The organism is Methylobacterium sp. J-070 (assembly GCF_022829385.1).
GTDB lineage: Bacteria > Pseudomonadota > Alphaproteobacteria > Rhizobiales > Beijerinckiaceae > Methylobacterium.
Window position 1 is genome coordinate 1 of sequence record NZ_JAKSXX010000017.1, and the last position, 14,419, is coordinate 14,419.

The 14,419-nt window shown below is 73.1% G+C and carries 11 protein-coding genes and 2 pseudogenes; 7 read left to right on the top strand and 6 right to left on the bottom strand.

The genetic code is table 11. The features are described from left to right. The 6 genes and pseudogenes from MKL01_RS00465 to MKL01_RS00490 all read left to right on the top strand — a co-directional run. Positions 1-178, top strand: a pseudogene (locus tag MKL01_RS00465) (histidine kinase); the annotation flags it as partial. Beyond that, positions 175-540: a response regulator gene (locus tag MKL01_RS00470; protein ID WP_243903279.1), complete on the top strand. Its 366-nt coding sequence runs from the start codon at positions 175-177 to the stop codon at positions 538-540. The pseudogene MKL01_RS00465 and the gene MKL01_RS00470, both read left to right, overlap by 4 nt. 562 nt (positions 541-1,102) lie before the next feature. Next, positions 1,103-2,347, top strand: coding sequence for a metallophosphoesterase family protein (locus MKL01_RS00475; protein ID WP_243903280.1), 1,245 nt, complete (start codon positions 1,103-1,105; stop codon positions 2,345-2,347). Positions 2,348-2,390: 43 nt separating this feature from the next. Then, positions 2,391-3,659 carry an arsenic transporter gene (locus MKL01_RS00480; protein ID WP_243903281.1) on the top strand — a complete coding sequence of 423 codons (1,269 nt, stop codon included), beginning with the start codon at positions 2,391-2,393 and terminating at the stop codon, positions 3,657-3,659. 31 nt (positions 3,660-3,690) lie between these two features. Continuing rightward, positions 3,691-4,614: a DMT family transporter gene (locus MKL01_RS00485; RefSeq protein ID WP_243903282.1), complete on the top strand. Its 924-nt coding sequence runs from the start codon at positions 3,691-3,693 to the stop codon at positions 4,612-4,614. A gap of 12 nt (positions 4,615-4,626) precedes the next feature. Continuing rightward, positions 4,627-6,009 (top strand): annotated as a pseudogene (locus MKL01_RS00490) (TAXI family TRAP transporter solute-binding subunit); the annotation flags it as partial. 765 nt (positions 6,010-6,774) lie between these two features. Here MKL01_RS00490 and MKL01_RS00495 read toward each other — a convergent pair. The 5 genes from MKL01_RS00495 to MKL01_RS00515 form a co-directional block, all read right to left on the bottom strand. Continuing rightward, entirely contained in the window at positions 6,775-8,049 is a 1,275-nt protein-coding gene (locus tag MKL01_RS00495; RefSeq protein ID WP_243903284.1) for a serine hydrolase domain-containing protein, read from the bottom strand. 28 nt (positions 8,050-8,077) lie between these two features. Further along, a complete protein-coding gene (locus MKL01_RS00500) occupies positions 8,078-9,157 on the bottom strand; it encodes an alpha/beta fold hydrolase (RefSeq protein WP_243903285.1) in 1,080 nt (359 codons plus the stop codon). 164 nt (positions 9,158-9,321) lie between these two features. Next, a complete protein-coding gene (locus tag MKL01_RS00505; protein ID WP_243903286.1) occupies positions 9,322-10,722 on the bottom strand; it encodes an MFS transporter in 1,401 nt (466 codons plus the stop codon). An 85-nt stretch (positions 10,723-10,807) separates the two neighbouring features. Then, positions 10,808-12,331 carry an aldehyde dehydrogenase gene (locus MKL01_RS00510; RefSeq protein WP_243903287.1) on the bottom strand — a complete coding sequence of 508 codons (1,524 nt, stop codon included), beginning with the start codon at positions 12,329-12,331 and terminating at the stop codon, positions 10,808-10,810. A 77-nt stretch (positions 12,332-12,408) separates the two neighbouring features. Further along, positions 12,409-13,041: a GntR family transcriptional regulator gene (locus tag MKL01_RS00515; protein WP_243903288.1), complete on the bottom strand. Its 633-nt coding sequence runs from the start codon at positions 13,039-13,041 to the stop codon at positions 12,409-12,411. 124 nt (positions 13,042-13,165) lie between these two features. On the opposite strand from MKL01_RS00515, the gene MKL01_RS00520 reads away from it, so the two are divergent. Further along, on the top strand, positions 13,166-13,939 hold the full coding sequence (locus tag MKL01_RS00520) for an alpha/beta fold hydrolase (protein WP_243903289.1): 774 nt from the start codon (positions 13,166-13,168) through the stop codon (positions 13,937-13,939). Here MKL01_RS00520 and MKL01_RS00525 read toward each other — a convergent pair. Further along, positions 13,936-14,382: a hypothetical protein gene (locus tag MKL01_RS00525; protein ID WP_243903290.1), complete on the bottom strand. Its 447-nt coding sequence runs from the start codon at positions 14,380-14,382 to the stop codon at positions 13,936-13,938. The genes MKL01_RS00520 and MKL01_RS00525 overlap by 4 nt on opposite strands. Between the last annotated feature and the right edge of the window lie 37 nt (positions 14,383-14,419).

Genomic DNA, 14,419 nt, shown 5'->3' on the forward strand with positions numbered 1-14,419 from the left:
CGGCCCCGGGGGGATCCAGGGCCCGGCGACGCGCAGCGGCTACGGGCGCGAACTCATCGAGCGGGCCTTGCCGTATGCCCTGAAGGCGAAGACCCGCTATGAGCTGAGCGACACCGCGCTCCATTGCGCCATCAACATCCCCCTCCCCGACCGCGATGCCACAGGGAGCAGCGCATGATGCAGCCCGGACAGGCGCTCACCGGCAGGCGGATCCTGCTGGTCGAGGACGACTACTTCATCGCCGTCGATCTCAAGACCTGGTTCGAGGAGGGCGGGGCGGAGGTCCTGGGCCCGGTGCCCAGCGTCCACGAGGCGCTGGCCCTGATCGCCCGCACCAGCGGGATCGACGCGGCGGTGCTGGACATCAACCTGCAGGACGAGCTCGTCTACCCGGTGGCCGACGCATTGCACGCGCGGGGCGTGCCGTTCCTGTTCGCCACCGGCTATGACCCCGCCTCCGTCCCGCCACCCCACGGGGCCGTGGCCCTCTGCCAGAAGCCGATCGACCCGCTGGTTGTGGCGCGGACCCTGTTCGGCTGAGGCGCCGGCGAGCGCCCGGCCAGAGCGGGGGACGACGGCACGGCCGATGTTTCACGGGAAACATTAACCCTGCCGCAGGTCAGCCCCTGGCGACGGATTGCAGGGGGCGGCCCGGCGAGCCGCAGCCTCTCCGGCAGGAGGCGCACCGGACGGACTGGGTCGCTCGGCAGGGCGCGCCATACGGCACACCGGCCGGATTCCGCCGCCCTCGCCAGGGCTGGGCCTGTGCTCAGAAGCGGCAATCCTCATTGCGCCGGAGCAAGCATCCACCGGCCGGGCCCGGTCCTCCCGAATGCCGGGGATGTGTCAACCAAGCAGACACAGGGCGTCCGATTTCACGACACTTTGTGGGAGCTGTCCGGCGACCCGAGGGCGATCACGAAAAATTAGGTTCTCCCTGCCGCCACGCTCGGGCCCGATGCCGGAACTCGGCCGCATCCGAGGCGTCGGGCCGGTCACGACCGTCGCGGTCGAGGGTCGGGGCCCATCCGGAGTGCACGATGGCGGACGGGACATGCGGGGGGATGGGACCGGGGGCGACGGCCCGCCGCGCAGGCGCCCCATGAGCGGGACCCACGACGTGTTCGCCTTCGCGCATATCGGCGACCTGCACCTGGAATGCGCGGGCGACCGCAATGCCGAGGACCTGCGGGCGATCCTCCACGAGGTCGACGGCCTCCACCGGCGCGGCCTCCTCGACTTCGCCTATCTGCCGGGCGACCTCGCCGAGGACGGGCTGCCGGCGCAGTACGCGATCCTGACGGAGGCCCTGGCGGCGCATCCGGAGCTCCCGGTCCGCCTGATCCCCGGCGACCACGACCGCCAGCACGGCTCGATGGCGGCGTTCGACGCGCTGTTCGCCCAGGTGGCGCAGGGTGCGCGGGGCGGCGGGCACGCGGCACGGCACCACGACCTGCCCCGGCCCGACCAGCCGACCCGGATCGCCCACTACTACTTCGCCGAGACGATCGCGGGGGTGCGCTGCCTGTTCCTCGACATGGTCAGCCCCGGCTACGGCCGGAAGGGGTTCGGGCTCGACTTCCGGCTCGGACCCTTCCAGCTCGCGTGGTTCGAGGGCGAACTCGCGGAGGCCGCCCGGCAGGGCCTGCCCTGCGCGGTCTTCATCCACACCTATCCGGACGATCTGCGGGGCCACGAGGAGAAGGCGGCGCTGGCCGGCCTGATCCGGGGCCACGCCGTCCGCCTCGTCGAGATGGGGCACACCCACTACAACGAACTCGCCCATGACGGGCGCACGCTCTACGCCTCGGCCCGCTCGGTGGGGCAGAACGAGGACGGCTCGGTGGGCTACGCGGTCGCGGCGATCGACGGCGCGGTCACGAGTTGGTGCTTCAAGGCCCTCGACCGGCCCCTGCCGTTCACGATGATCACGAGCCCCGCCGACCGGCGCCTCGCCACGGCGCCCCGCGACGGCGCGGGCCCGGAGATCACCGTGCGGGCCCTCGTGCTGTCGAACGCCCCCCAGGCGGACTGGTGCTGCCACGCCCGGGTCGACCACGGGCCGGCGTACCCGATGGTGCCGGCCGGCCCGCGCGTGGTCGAGGCGCGGATCCCGTGGCCGGACGGGTCGCGCCGCCTCTCGGTGACGGTGACGGACGGCACGCGCAATCCCCGCACCGGGAAGGCGAACGCCGATACCGACACGATCGAGCCGGTCGCGCCCGGCTTCACGCCGCCGCCCGCCCCGGACCGCCCCGGCAGCGACGCGTTCCGGTTGCCGGCCTGGCCGGAGAAGGGCATCCGCGGCGACCAGCTCGGACCCAACCGCGTCGGCCGGGACTGGTAGCCGGCGCCCGACCCACACACACACCAGAGGAACACCGGACCCGATGGGCGCGCTGACGCTGACCCCCAATCTCGCCACCTGGGCGATCGCGGCCCTCGCGACGCTCGGCGTCATCCTGCGGCCGTTCTCGTGGCCGGAGGCGATCTGGGCCGTACTGGGCGCCGGCGCGCTGGTCGCCCTCGGGCTGCTCGCCCCCGCCACCGCCTGGGCGGGCGTGCTCAAGGGGACCGACGTCTACCTGTTCCTCGTCGGCATGATGCTGATGTCGGAGGTGGCCCGGAAGGAGGGCCTGTTCGACTGGCTGGCCTCGATCGCCGTGCGCGCCGCCAAGGGCTCGGCGGCGCGGCTGTTCACCCTGGTCTATCTCGTGGGCACCGTCGTCACGGTGTTCCTGTCGAACGACGCCTGCGCGGTGGTGCTCACCCCCGCCGTCTACGCGGCCACCAAGGCCGCCAAGGTGGAGAACCCCCTCCCCTACCTGTTCATCTGCGCCTTCATCGCCAACGCGGCGAGCTTCGTGCTGCCGATCTCGAACCCCGCCAACCTCGTGGTCTTCGCCGAGCACATGCCGCCGCTCATGCGCTGGCTCGCCCTGTTCGCGCTGCCCTCGGTGCTGGCCGTCGTCACCACCTACGCGGTGCTGCGCCTGACCCAGGCGAAGACGCTCCGCGACCAGAGCGTGGCGACCGACGTGGAGGCCGTGACGCTGTCCCGCACCGGCCTCGTCGCCGGCCTCGGCATCGTGGCCACCGGCGGCGTGCTGATCGCGGCCTCGGCGCTGGGGCTCGACCTCGGCCTGCCGACCTTCGTGGCCGGGCTCGCCACCACCCTCGTGGTGCTGCTGCTCAAGCGCGGCGGCCTCGTCGAGGTCGCCAAGGACGTGTCGTGGAGCGTGCTGCCGCTGGTGGCCGGCCTGTTCGTGCTGGTGGAGGCCCTGGAGAAGACCGGCGTGCTCGCCATGCTGGCGAACCTCCTCAAGGGCTACGCCCACGCCGCCCCGACGGAGACCGCCTGGGGCGCGGGCGCCCTGATCGCGGTGCTGTGCAACCTCGTCAACAACCTGCCGGCGGGCCTGATCGCGGGGGCCGCCGTCCATGCGGCCGACGTGTCCGAGAAGGTGGCGGGCGCGATCCTGGTCGGCGTCGATCTCGGCCCGAACCTGTCGGTCACCGGCTCGCTCGCCACGATCCTGTGGCTCACCGCCATCCGCCGCGAGGGCCAGGATGTCGGCGCCTGGACCTTCCTCAAGCTCGGCCTGCTGGTGATGCCGCCGGCCCTGGTGCTGGCGCTCGCCGGCCTGCTCCTCGTCTGACCCCCTCCCCGTCCCTGCGAGGTCCACCCGCGTGACAGCCGCTCTCCTCTATCCCTTCATCCTCGTGGCCGGCGCGCTGCAGGCGATCGGCAACGCGATGAACGCGCAGCTGCGCGGGCGGCTGGTCAATCCGTGGCTCGCCGCGACCGTGTCGTTCCTGCCGATCGTCTTCGTGTTCGCGACGCTGTTCTTCACGATGCCGACCCCGCTGCCCAACCTCGCGTCTCTGAGCAAGATGCCCTGGTACGCGCCGCTCGGGGGCGTGGCCGGCGCGGTGGCGGTGTTCGGCGGCCTCGCCTTCATCGACAAGGTCGGCGCGGGACCGTTCAACGGCCTGACGCTCACCGCCAACATCCTCACCTCCCTGGCGATGGACGGGCTCGGCCTGTTCGGCCTGCAGGCCTCCGGGTTCAAGCCGATGGCCTGGCTCGGCGGCCTGCTGATGGCGGTGGGCGTGACCTTCATCGCCCGCTCCGGCGGCAAGAACGACGGCGGCGACGGCCACGGCATGTCGGGCACATTGCTCTACCCGTTCATCCTCGTGGCCGGCGCCCTCATGGCGATCGGCGTCGTGTGGAACGCGCAGCTGCGCGGCGCCCTGGAGAATCCCTGGCTCGCCGCCACGGTGTCGTTCATCCCGGTCGTGTTCGTGTTCGCCCTGGTGTTCCTGCTGCGCCCCGCGCCGCTGCCGAGCCGGGCGGATGTTGCGGGCGTCCGCTGGTGGATGCCGCTCGCCGGCATCACCGGGGCGGTGGCGGTGTTCGCCGGGCTGCTGTTCGTCGACAAGGTCGGGGCCGGCGCCTTCAACGGCCTCCTGATCACCGCCAACCTCCTGACCTCGGTGGCGCTGGACCATTTCGGCTGGTTCGGCATGAAGCAGGTCAAGGCCGGCCCGCCGCGCCTGATCGGCGCCGCCGTGATGGTGGCCGGCATCGTCCTGATCTCGCTGTTCTGAGCGGCCGGCGCGATGTGGTCCCTCCCCGCCTGGCTGCTGCGCCGCGAGGCCCTGCTCCTGGGCGGGGCCGCACTCCTGGGCGCGGGCGGGGTCGCGGCGTGGTACCTGCTGCAGGCGACGGTCCTGACCATCGCGGTCGCCCCCCGGGACGGCACCGAGCCGGGGCTGATCAAGGCCTATGCCGACGCGCTGGACGCCGGCCACGGGAGCGTCCGCCTGAAGATCCTGTCCTTCGACGACGTGCGCGAGAGCGCCGCCGCCCTGCAGGACGGGCGGGCCGACCTCGCGGTGGTCCGCCCCGACGTGCTCCTGCCCACCAACGGGCTGACCCTGGCGATCCTACGCGATCAGGCGATGATCATCGCCTCGCCGGAACAGGCCGGGATCAAGAGCTTCCCGAAGCTCGCCGGCAAGCGCCTCGGCATCGCCGCCCACCGGGACGCCGACCTCTGGCTGCTGCGCAACATCCTCGGCTATTACGGCCTCACCCTGGAGGAGGCGGCCGGCCCCGCGCGGGACTCCGCGGTCCTGCTGGTGCCGGTCGACCAGGAGGCGATGACGGGCGCCTTCCGCGAGAGGCGGATCGACGCTTTCGTCAGCATCATCGCGCCCTCGGCGCCGAAGGCGCTCGCCCTGGTGGGGGCCGTGCAGGGGGTCGCCCGCGGCGGCAAGGTGGAGTTCGTCGCCGTGGACGACGACGACGCCGTGATCGAGCGCTTCCCGCGGCTCCAGGCGGTGACCATTCCGGGGGGCCTGTTCGGCGGCCGCCCGAAGCTGCCGGCCGACGACGTGAAGACGGTGGGCACCTCCTACCGCCTGATGGCCCGGGCCTCCCTGAGCCGCGTGGTGGTGGCCGACGTGACGCAGCAGCTCTTCGAGAAGCGCACCGCCGCCGCCCAGGCCACCGCCGCCGCCGAGTACGTCCAGGCCCCGGCCTACGACACCACCGTGGCGGCCACGAGCGCGCGCATTCCGATCCATCCCGGTGCGATCGACTATTACGAGCGCGAGCAGCACGGCTTCATCGAGCGCTACGGCGACACGCTCTATCTCTTCGGCGCGCTGGCGGGCGGCCTCGTCTCGGTGCTGGCCTGGATCCGGCAGCGGCTGACGAGCCTGCGCCGGGAGCGGATCGACGAGATCATCGACCGGCTCCTGGAGATCGCCGGCCAGGCCCGGGCGCTGCGCGACCCGGCGGCGATCGAGGCGCTGACCGTCGAGGTCGACGCGCTCGCCATGGACGTGGTCCGCTACACCCGTGAGCGGCAGCCGGACCCGCCGGTCCTGTCGGCGGCCTCGGTCGCCATCGACACGGCCCGGGCGACCGTCGCGGATTGCCGGGTGCGCGCGGAGGAGGCCGCCGGACGGATCGGGCGCGTCCGTCTCCACGGCGGGGGGGATCTGACCGGGCCTCCGGCGCCCCGGAACGACGGCGCAGCTCCCGGAGGGACGTCACGACACCCGGGGGCGTGGACGCCCGCGTGCGCGCGGTCCCTTACACATCGGTCTCGACCCTCTCCGCGTGCCGTCCGGGCATCCCGCGCAAGCTTGAGAAGAACATGCTGCCGCCCTCTGCGGCGGGAGAACAAGCATCTCTCCGGGCACGCAAATTCGGAAGACGCGTCCATTGCGGATCGACCGGCCGAACGCGACATTCACCGCATGCGCAACGTTCCCGAAACCCACGCGACGGCCTTCGATCCGTTCGGCGAGCCCGTCGCCGCCGGCGTGGCACGCGCCTGCCCGGACAATGCCGGCGACCGCACGGCCCGGCGGGTCGGAGGCGCTGTGTTCTGGACGCTGGCCCTCGCGATCCTGGCGGGACGCGTCTACGCCTACGATCTGCCCACCGTGCAGGCCGTCGCCGCGCATGCCGTCCAGGCGATAGCCCTGCGCTGACGCCGGTTTCCGGCCACGCCCTCACGACGTCCCGGCCCGACAGGCGGCGATCGCCCCGGCAAATGCCGGCCGGGACAGGCTTCGACCCGCCCGATCATCCCTGAGTCCCGGACAGCTGCTTCGCGGCATCGCGGCGGCCTGACGCCGCCTTCGGCCGACGGACAGGTCCGGCCGTCGGCCCGGGCCGCCTCCCAAGTCCGCGCAAGCCCGCGGCGGCGACCGAACGCCCCGGGGCGTCCACGCGCCTGCGCGGGGCCGGCCTCAGCGCTCCAGCGCCTGGTAGACGAGGGCGTTGATCAGGTAGCGGTAGTGCCACCGCATCGGACCCGGCGTGTGGGCCATGAACACCACCGTCAGGCCCCGGGCGGGATCCACCCACCAGTTCGTGCCCGTCGCCCCCGGCCACGAGAAGTCCCCGACCGAGCCGAGCAGGCGCACGATCCCCGGCGTGGTGCGCACCGCCAGCCCGAGGCCGAAGCCGTAATCGGCCCGGGTCGGGTCGGCGTTGCCGATCAGGTTGCGCACGTTCGGCCCGAGCTGGTTCGACAGCATGTAGCCGGCCATGGCCGGGCTCAGAACCCGGTGGCCGCCGAAGCTGCCACCGGTGCGCAGCATCTCGGCGAAGCGCAGGTAATCGCCCGCCGTCGAGATCGCGCAGCCGCCGCCGCAGGCGAACCGGCCGGGCTTGAGCGCGTCGTAGCCGAGATCCTGGGGCCGGCCGGTGACGGGATCGTCGGGCAGCGCCCGGGCGTAGCGGTCGGCTTTGGCCTCCGGGACGGCGAAGCCGGTATCGACCATGCCGAGCGGGGCGAACAGCGTGTCGGCCAGGACCGCGTCGAGGCCGCGGTGGTTCAACGCCTCCACCACGAGACCGGCCACGTCGAGGCCGAAGCCGTAGTCCCAGACCGCGCCGGGCTGGTTCAGCAGCGGCGCGGCCGACAGCCTGTCGAGGAACTGCGCCCCGTCGAGGGACCGGGCGGCCGCCACGCTGCCCGCCGGGTAGAGCTTGTGGACCGCCGTCGTGCCCCGGCCGCCGTAGACGAGGCCCGACGTGTGGGTGAGCAGGTCGCGGGTGGTGATCGGACGCTGGGCCGGCACCGTGCCGGTCTGCGCCCCGGAGGCGTCCAGCACCGCCACCTGGGACTCGGCGAAGCGGCCGGGCAGGTAGGTCGAGACCGGCTCGTCGAGGACGAGGTCGCCGCGCTCGACGAGCGCCAGCGTGGCCGCCGCGGTCATGGGCTTCGTCATCGAGGCGATGCTGAACAGCGCATCCGTGGTCATCGGCGCGCCGGCCGCCTTGTCGCGGTAGCCGTAGGCCTGGAGGTGGACGAGCTTGCCGTCCCGGGCGATCGCCAGCACCGCCCCCGGCAGCTTGCCGGCGGCGATGTCGCAGTCGAGCACGGCGCCGATGCGGGCGAGGCCCTCCGCCGAGAAGCCGGCCTGCTCGGGGGCGATCCGCGGGAGCGGCTCGGCGGCGGCCGCCGGCGCGGCGAGCAGCGCCGCGAGGGCGGCGGGAAGGAGGGCGGTGCGTATCATGATCGGCCTCGGCGATGGGACGGGATGCTCAATGCCCCCGCGCGGGAAGGCTGTCGAGGAACGGGCGCACGGCCGCGTTCATGAAGGCGACGTCGGCCGCCTTGGCGGCGGTGGCGGTCGTGTGGCCCTGGACGGAGGGGACCGCGATCACGCTGGCCTGCGGGATGAAGGCGCCTGCCTCGCGCGCCTCCTCCACGGGGTTGTACAGGTCGAGGGTGCCGCCGGTGAGGATCAGCGTGCGCGCCTTGATGGCGGCGAGCGCCTTCCGGACATCGCCGCCGAACCCGGGGGTCTGGCCGATGTCGTGGCGGTCGTAGGCCCAGGTCTGGGCGATCCAGTCGTTGGCGTCGAAGCCTGTCTTGAGCACCGCCTCCTCCTGCGCGCGCATCCAGGGCAGGATGTCGAGGGGCTGCGGGGCGATCCCGCGCAGCGCCTCCGGGGTCCGGGCGGCCAGCACCTGCAGGATGTCGGCGCGCAGCCGCCAGCCCTGCTCGGGCTGCCGGTCGTAGGCGCCGTCCTTGAAGGCGGGATCGAGCATCAGCGCCTTGCGGGTGGCCTCGTTGACGGCGATCGACCAGGGCGCCGTGCGCGCCATCGGGGTCAGCGCCACCAGGCCGTCCATGAGGTCGGGATGGCTGACGCCCCATTGCAGCGCCTGCATGCCGCCCATCGAGGCGCCCGCCACCGCCACGAGGTGGGTGATCCCGAGGCGGTCCAGCAGCCGCTTCTGGCTCTCCACCATGTCGCGGATGCTGAAGTGCGGGAAGGCCGTCCCGTGCTGGCTCGCGCTGTTGCTCGGGCTCGTGGTCAGCCCGTTGCCGATCGCGTCGGTGGCGACGATGAAGTACTTGTCCGTGTCGAGGGCCTTGCCGGGACCGATCAGGAAGTCGATCCGGTGATGGTTGCCGCCGATCGCGGTGGCCATCAGGATCGCGTTGGATTTGTCGGCGTTGAGCTGGCCGTGCGTGACGTAGGAGATCGAGAAATCCCGGATCGTCTCGCCGCTCTCCAGCGGCAGGTCGCCGAGACGCTCGAGCCGGTGCGGCGGGTCGTTCGGCCCGTGCGCGGCGGACGGCGACAGGCCGGCGACGAGCAGGGCCGCGGCCAAGGCCCATCCCCGGCCTCCGGCTGAAACGCGCTGCGTTCTCATCGGTATCCCTCCCCCGTCGGCTCCGCGGCTTCCCCCTCCCCCCTCCGCGGAGGAGGAGGAAGACGCGCGCAGCCGTTCATCGCGCCGCCGATGACGACCAGTGACCATCCGGGCGTGCCTGCTCATGCGACCGGGCGCGGGACCGCGCCGCGCCCCTCGGGCACCGGGCCGCCCGCCGCAAGGGCGGGCTCCAGGCTCTCCAAGCTCTGGCGGCGCGGCTCGACGCCGAACACGGCGACCGCCACGATCTGCAGGGCCAGGAGCCCGATCATCAGCCCGGTCACGCCCGCGATGCCGTAGGCCTCGAACAGGCTCACCACCAGGAACGGCGTCACGATGGTGGCCCCGCGCCCGGCGGTGTTGCACAGGCCCGACGCCCTGAGCCGCACCTCGGTGGGGAACAGCTCCGGGATGTAGATCCCGAACAGCAGCGCCACCAGCACGTAGATCGGCACGGTGAGGCCGAAGCCCACCAGCGGCAGCAGGACCGGATCCAGGGTCATCGGATACAGGATCCCGAACAGGATGGCCGCCGCCGAGGCGCCGATGATCGTCGGCTTGCGGCCCCAGCGGTCGGCGGTGAGCGCCCCGATGGCGCTGCCCACCGGCGCCCCGAGGCCCATCAGCAGGGCGTAGCCGAAGGAGGTCGCCACGGAGAGGCCCTGCCGGATGAAGAAGGTCGGCAGCCAGGTCACGAAGCCGTAGAGCAGCGTGTTGATCACCACGAGGCACAGGCAGCCCAGCAGCAGGCGCGACAGCAGCGGCGGCCGGAACAGCGCGGCGAGCCCGAGCTGCGGCACCGGCGCCATCGCGGCGGCGGGGGGCAGCGGCGCGCCGCGGGCGGCCTCCGCCTCGATCGACCGCATCAGCGCCTCGGCCTCGGCGTGGCGCCCCACCGCCTCGAGCCAGCGCGGCGATTCGGGCAGGTTCTTGCGGGCGTACCAGACGGCGAGCGCCCCGAGGCCGCCGAGGGCAAACATCGCCCGCCAGCCGAAGGCCGGGATGACGAGGTAGCCGATCAGGGAGGCGGCGGGCAGGCCGGTGACCACGAACACCGCCATCAGGCCGAGGAAGCGCCCGCGGGAGCGTGCCGGCACGAACTCGGTCATGGTCGAGTAGCCGACCACGTTCTCGGCCCCGAGGCCGACGCCCATGATGAAGCGCAGCGCGATCAGGACCGTCATGTTCGGCGCGAAGGCCGCGCCGAGGGCGGCGAGGCCGAAGACCAGCAGGTTGGCCTGGTAGGTGAAGCGCCGCCCGTAACGGTCGCCGAAGAAGCCCGTGAGGAACGAGCCGGCCATCATGCCCACGAAGGTCGCCGAGACGAACCACGCGTTCATCGGCAGGGTCGAGAAGCCGGACTTGAGGGTCGCGCCCAGCACGGTGGCGGCGATGTAGATGTCGAACCCGTCGAAGAACATGCCGATCCCGATCAGCCACATGACGCGGCGATGGAACGGGCCGATCGGCAGCCGGTCGAGGCGGCCTCCGGCGTTGACCGCCGGGCTCACGGGTTCGGGCATGGGGCGTGTCCTTCCTCGGTGTCCGGAACCGGCGTGGACGGGGTCCGTCTGGCGCGGACCTCTGATCCCCCCACGCCGTCGTGCGTCAGTTCAGGCGGCGCTGGCCGGCCGTGTCGCGGTACCAGTCGAACGGCCCGTCTCCGGTGGCGACCATGATGCTCTTCACGTCGAAATGGTCGTTGAAGCTCTCGATGCCGCACTCGCGGCCGAGCCCGCTGTCGCCGACCCCGCCCCAGGGCGAGGCCGGATCGAGGCGGTGGTGGTCGTTGATCCAGACGATGCCGGCCTTGACGGCGTGCGCGACCCGGTGGGCGCGGGCGACGTCCCGGGTCCGCACCGCCGCCGCGAGGCCGAAGGGCGAGTCGTTGGCGAGCCGGAGCGCGTCGGCCTCGTCCTCGAAGCGGGTGACGCTGGTGAAGGGCCCGAACACCTCCTCCTGGAAGATGCGCATGTCGGCGGTGACGTCGGCGAACACGGTCGGCTCGACGAAGTAGCCGCCCTCGAAGCCCGGCACCGTCGCCGCCCGGCCCCCCGCCACCGCCCGGGCGCCCGCGTCGCGGCCGTAGCCGGCGTAAGCCAGCACCCGGTCGCGCTGGCGCTCGGAGATCACCGGCCCGAGCTGGGTCGCCGGGTCGAAGGGGTCGCCGAGGCGGATGGAGGCGGTCTTGGCGGCGAGCCGCTCCACGAACTCGTCGTAGATCGAGGCCTGGACGAGGTGGCGGCTGCCGCAGACGCAGGTCTGGCCGGCGCCGATGAAGGCCCCGAAGGCCGCGTAGTTGACCGCCCGCTCGACGTCGAAATCCTCGAACACCATCACGGGGGTCTTGCCGCCGAGCTCCATGGTCTGGTGGGCGAAGACCTTGGCGGCCGCTGCGCCGGCGATCCGGCCGGCCTCGGTGCCGCCGGTGAGCACCAGCTTGTTGATGTCGCGGTGCTCGGCGAGCGCCTTGCCGGTGGAGGCGCCCAGGCCCAGCACGATGTTGAACACGCCCGGCGGCAGGCCGGCCTCGGTGAAGATCTGCGCGAGCTTCAGGGTCGTCAGCGGGGTGTACTCGGAGGGCTTGACCACCGTGGTGCAGCCCGTGGCGAGCACCACCGCCAGCGACTTGCACAGGATCATCAGCGGATGGTTGAACGGCGTGCAGTTGGCCACGACCCCGATCGGCGTGCGCCGGGTGTAGTTGAGGTAGTTGCCCTCCACCGGGATCACGTCGTCGCGGCGCGCCAGCGCGACGCCCGCGAAGTAGCGGAAGAAGTCCGGCAGCCGGGAGAGCTGGGCCCGGGTCTCGTTGACCGGCCGGCCGTTGTTGGTGGTCTCCAGCCGGTAGAGCGTGTCGAGGTTGGCCTCGAAGGCGTCGGCCAGCCGGTTCACCAGCCGGGCCCGGGCGCGCAGGTCCATCCCGCCCCATGCCTTGCCCTCGAAGGCGGCCCGGGCCGCGCGCATCGCCCGGTCGACGTCGGCCGGGCCCGAGTTCGGGATGCGCGCGATCACCGCGCCGGTGGCGGGATTGCGCACGTCGATCAGCGTGCCGTCCCCGGCCTCGACCTCGCGGCCGTCGATGAAGTTGCCCCTCGTCTCGACCGCAGGGGCCGGCGCGTGCAGGGTCATGGCGTCTCTCCCGTATCGTGTCTTCGCCGTCCGGCCGGCCCGGGGTCGAGCGACCCGAGGCCCGCGCCGGCGCCGTTTCAGAGGACGACCGCGCTGCGCTCCAGCGCGGTCAGGATGCGGCGCTCCGCCTGGGCGACGTGGTCGCGCACGAGGCGCCGCGCCCCGCGTCCGTCCCGGCGCTGGAGCGCGTCGATGATGCCGGCGTGCTCGGCCACCAGCTGCGCCGGATCGCGCCCGCGGATGGCCTCGAGGCTGACGCGCACGAGCCGGTCGGCCTGCTCGACGAGGTCGCGGACGGTGGCGGCCATGCGGCGGTTGCCCGAAGCCTCCGCCACCGCGATGTGGAAGGCGCGGTTCTCCGCGATGAAGTCCGCCCCCTCGGCGACCGTGCGGAAGGCGTCGAGGGCGTCGAGCGCGGCCTGGGGCGCGTGGGCGGCGGCCTCCGCCGCGCAGGCCGGCTCCAGGGCGAGGCGCATGCGCAGCAGATCGCGGGCATCGGCGACCGAGATCGCGTTGATCTGATAGCCCTGACGGGCGTGAACGGTCACGAGGCGCTCGCGCTCCAGGCGCAGCAGCGCCTCGCGGACCGGCTGGCGGCTGACGGCGTAGCGCTGGGCCAGCTCCTGCTCGCGCACCTCGGCACCCGGGCGCAGCGTGCAGGCCAGGATGTCGGCGCGGATCGCCGCGTAGATGTTGTCACGGAGCAGCACGGATCGCCTCCCGGTTGATCCATGCTGCCACTCGTGAAATATCACGTCAACCGAATTGCGGACGCCTGATCGGACTGCGACAGCCGTCTGTCGCCGGGCATCGCGCCGGCGGGGGGAGGTCTGGATGCAGGCGATGTTCGCGGACGGGCAGGTGGCGGTGACCGCCTCCGGCGAGGGTCCGCCCCTGGTGCTGCTGCACTCGCTGCTCGCCGACGCGACGAGCTTCGACCGGGTCGCCCCCGCCCTCGGCCGCGATTTCCGGATCCTGATCCCGGACCTGCCCGGGTTCGGCGGCTCCACGCCCGCCCCGGGCGGCCTCGAAGCCGTGGCCGACCGAATGGCGCAGGCCCTGCGCGACGCCACCGGGGGCGCCCCGGTCGCCGGGCTCGGCAACGGCTACGGCGGCTTCGTGCTGCTGCTCTGCGCCCTGCGCCATCCCGGCCTGTTCGACCGGCTCGTCTTCGCGGATTGCGGCGCCTGCTTCTCGGAGCCGGGGCGGGAGGCGTTCCGCACCATGGCGCGGGTCGCGGGCGAGACGGGGCTGCCGGCGATCGCCGACACGGCGATGCGGCGCCTGTTCGCGCCCGCCTTCCAGGCGGCGCATCCGGACCTGATGGCGGAGCGCCGCGCCGCCTTCCTGCGCACCGACCCGGCGGTGTTCCAGGCCGCCTGCGCGGCCCTCGCCGGCCTCGACCTGCGCGGGCGCCTGTCCGCGCTGCGGGTCCCGGCCCTGGTGCTGGTCGGCGAGCACGACGAGGCGACCCCGCCCGCCATGGCCCGCGAACTCGCCGCCGGCCTACCCGATGCCCGGTTCGTGATGCTGCCCGACTGCGCCCACGTCCCGCAGCTGCAGGCGCCCGAGACCTTCGTGGACGCGGTGACCGGTTTCCTGCGCTAGCGCGCGCGGCGCCGGAGGCGGAGCCGGTCGGGCAGGAAGTCGGGATCGGTGAGGGCGGCCGCCAGCACCGCGAGGAGGCCGAGGTGCAGGGCCGCCGCGGCGAACCCCGGACTGTGGAACGTCCCCAGCGCGAGCGCGCCCGCCGCCATGGCGGGAGGACCCGCGACGTAGATCGCCGTCCGCCACGGTGCGGCCGGCCGGGCGAGGCGCCAGAGGCAGCCCGCCAGCGCCGCGAGCGCGAACCCGCCCTTGAGCACCGCCATGAAGCGGATCACCCGCGCGAGGTCGGGATCGACGGGGGCGGCCGGCGCCCGCACGATTGCGGCGCCGACAGCGAGGAGCGCGGCGACCGTCAGCAGGACGAGGGCGAGGCGGGCCGGCCGCCAGGGGCCAGCGGCCCGGGCCGAGGGTGCCGCGGCGATGGGGGGTGCGTCAGTCCACATGGGCTCCTCCTGTCTGGGTCAAGCAGCGCCGTCCTCG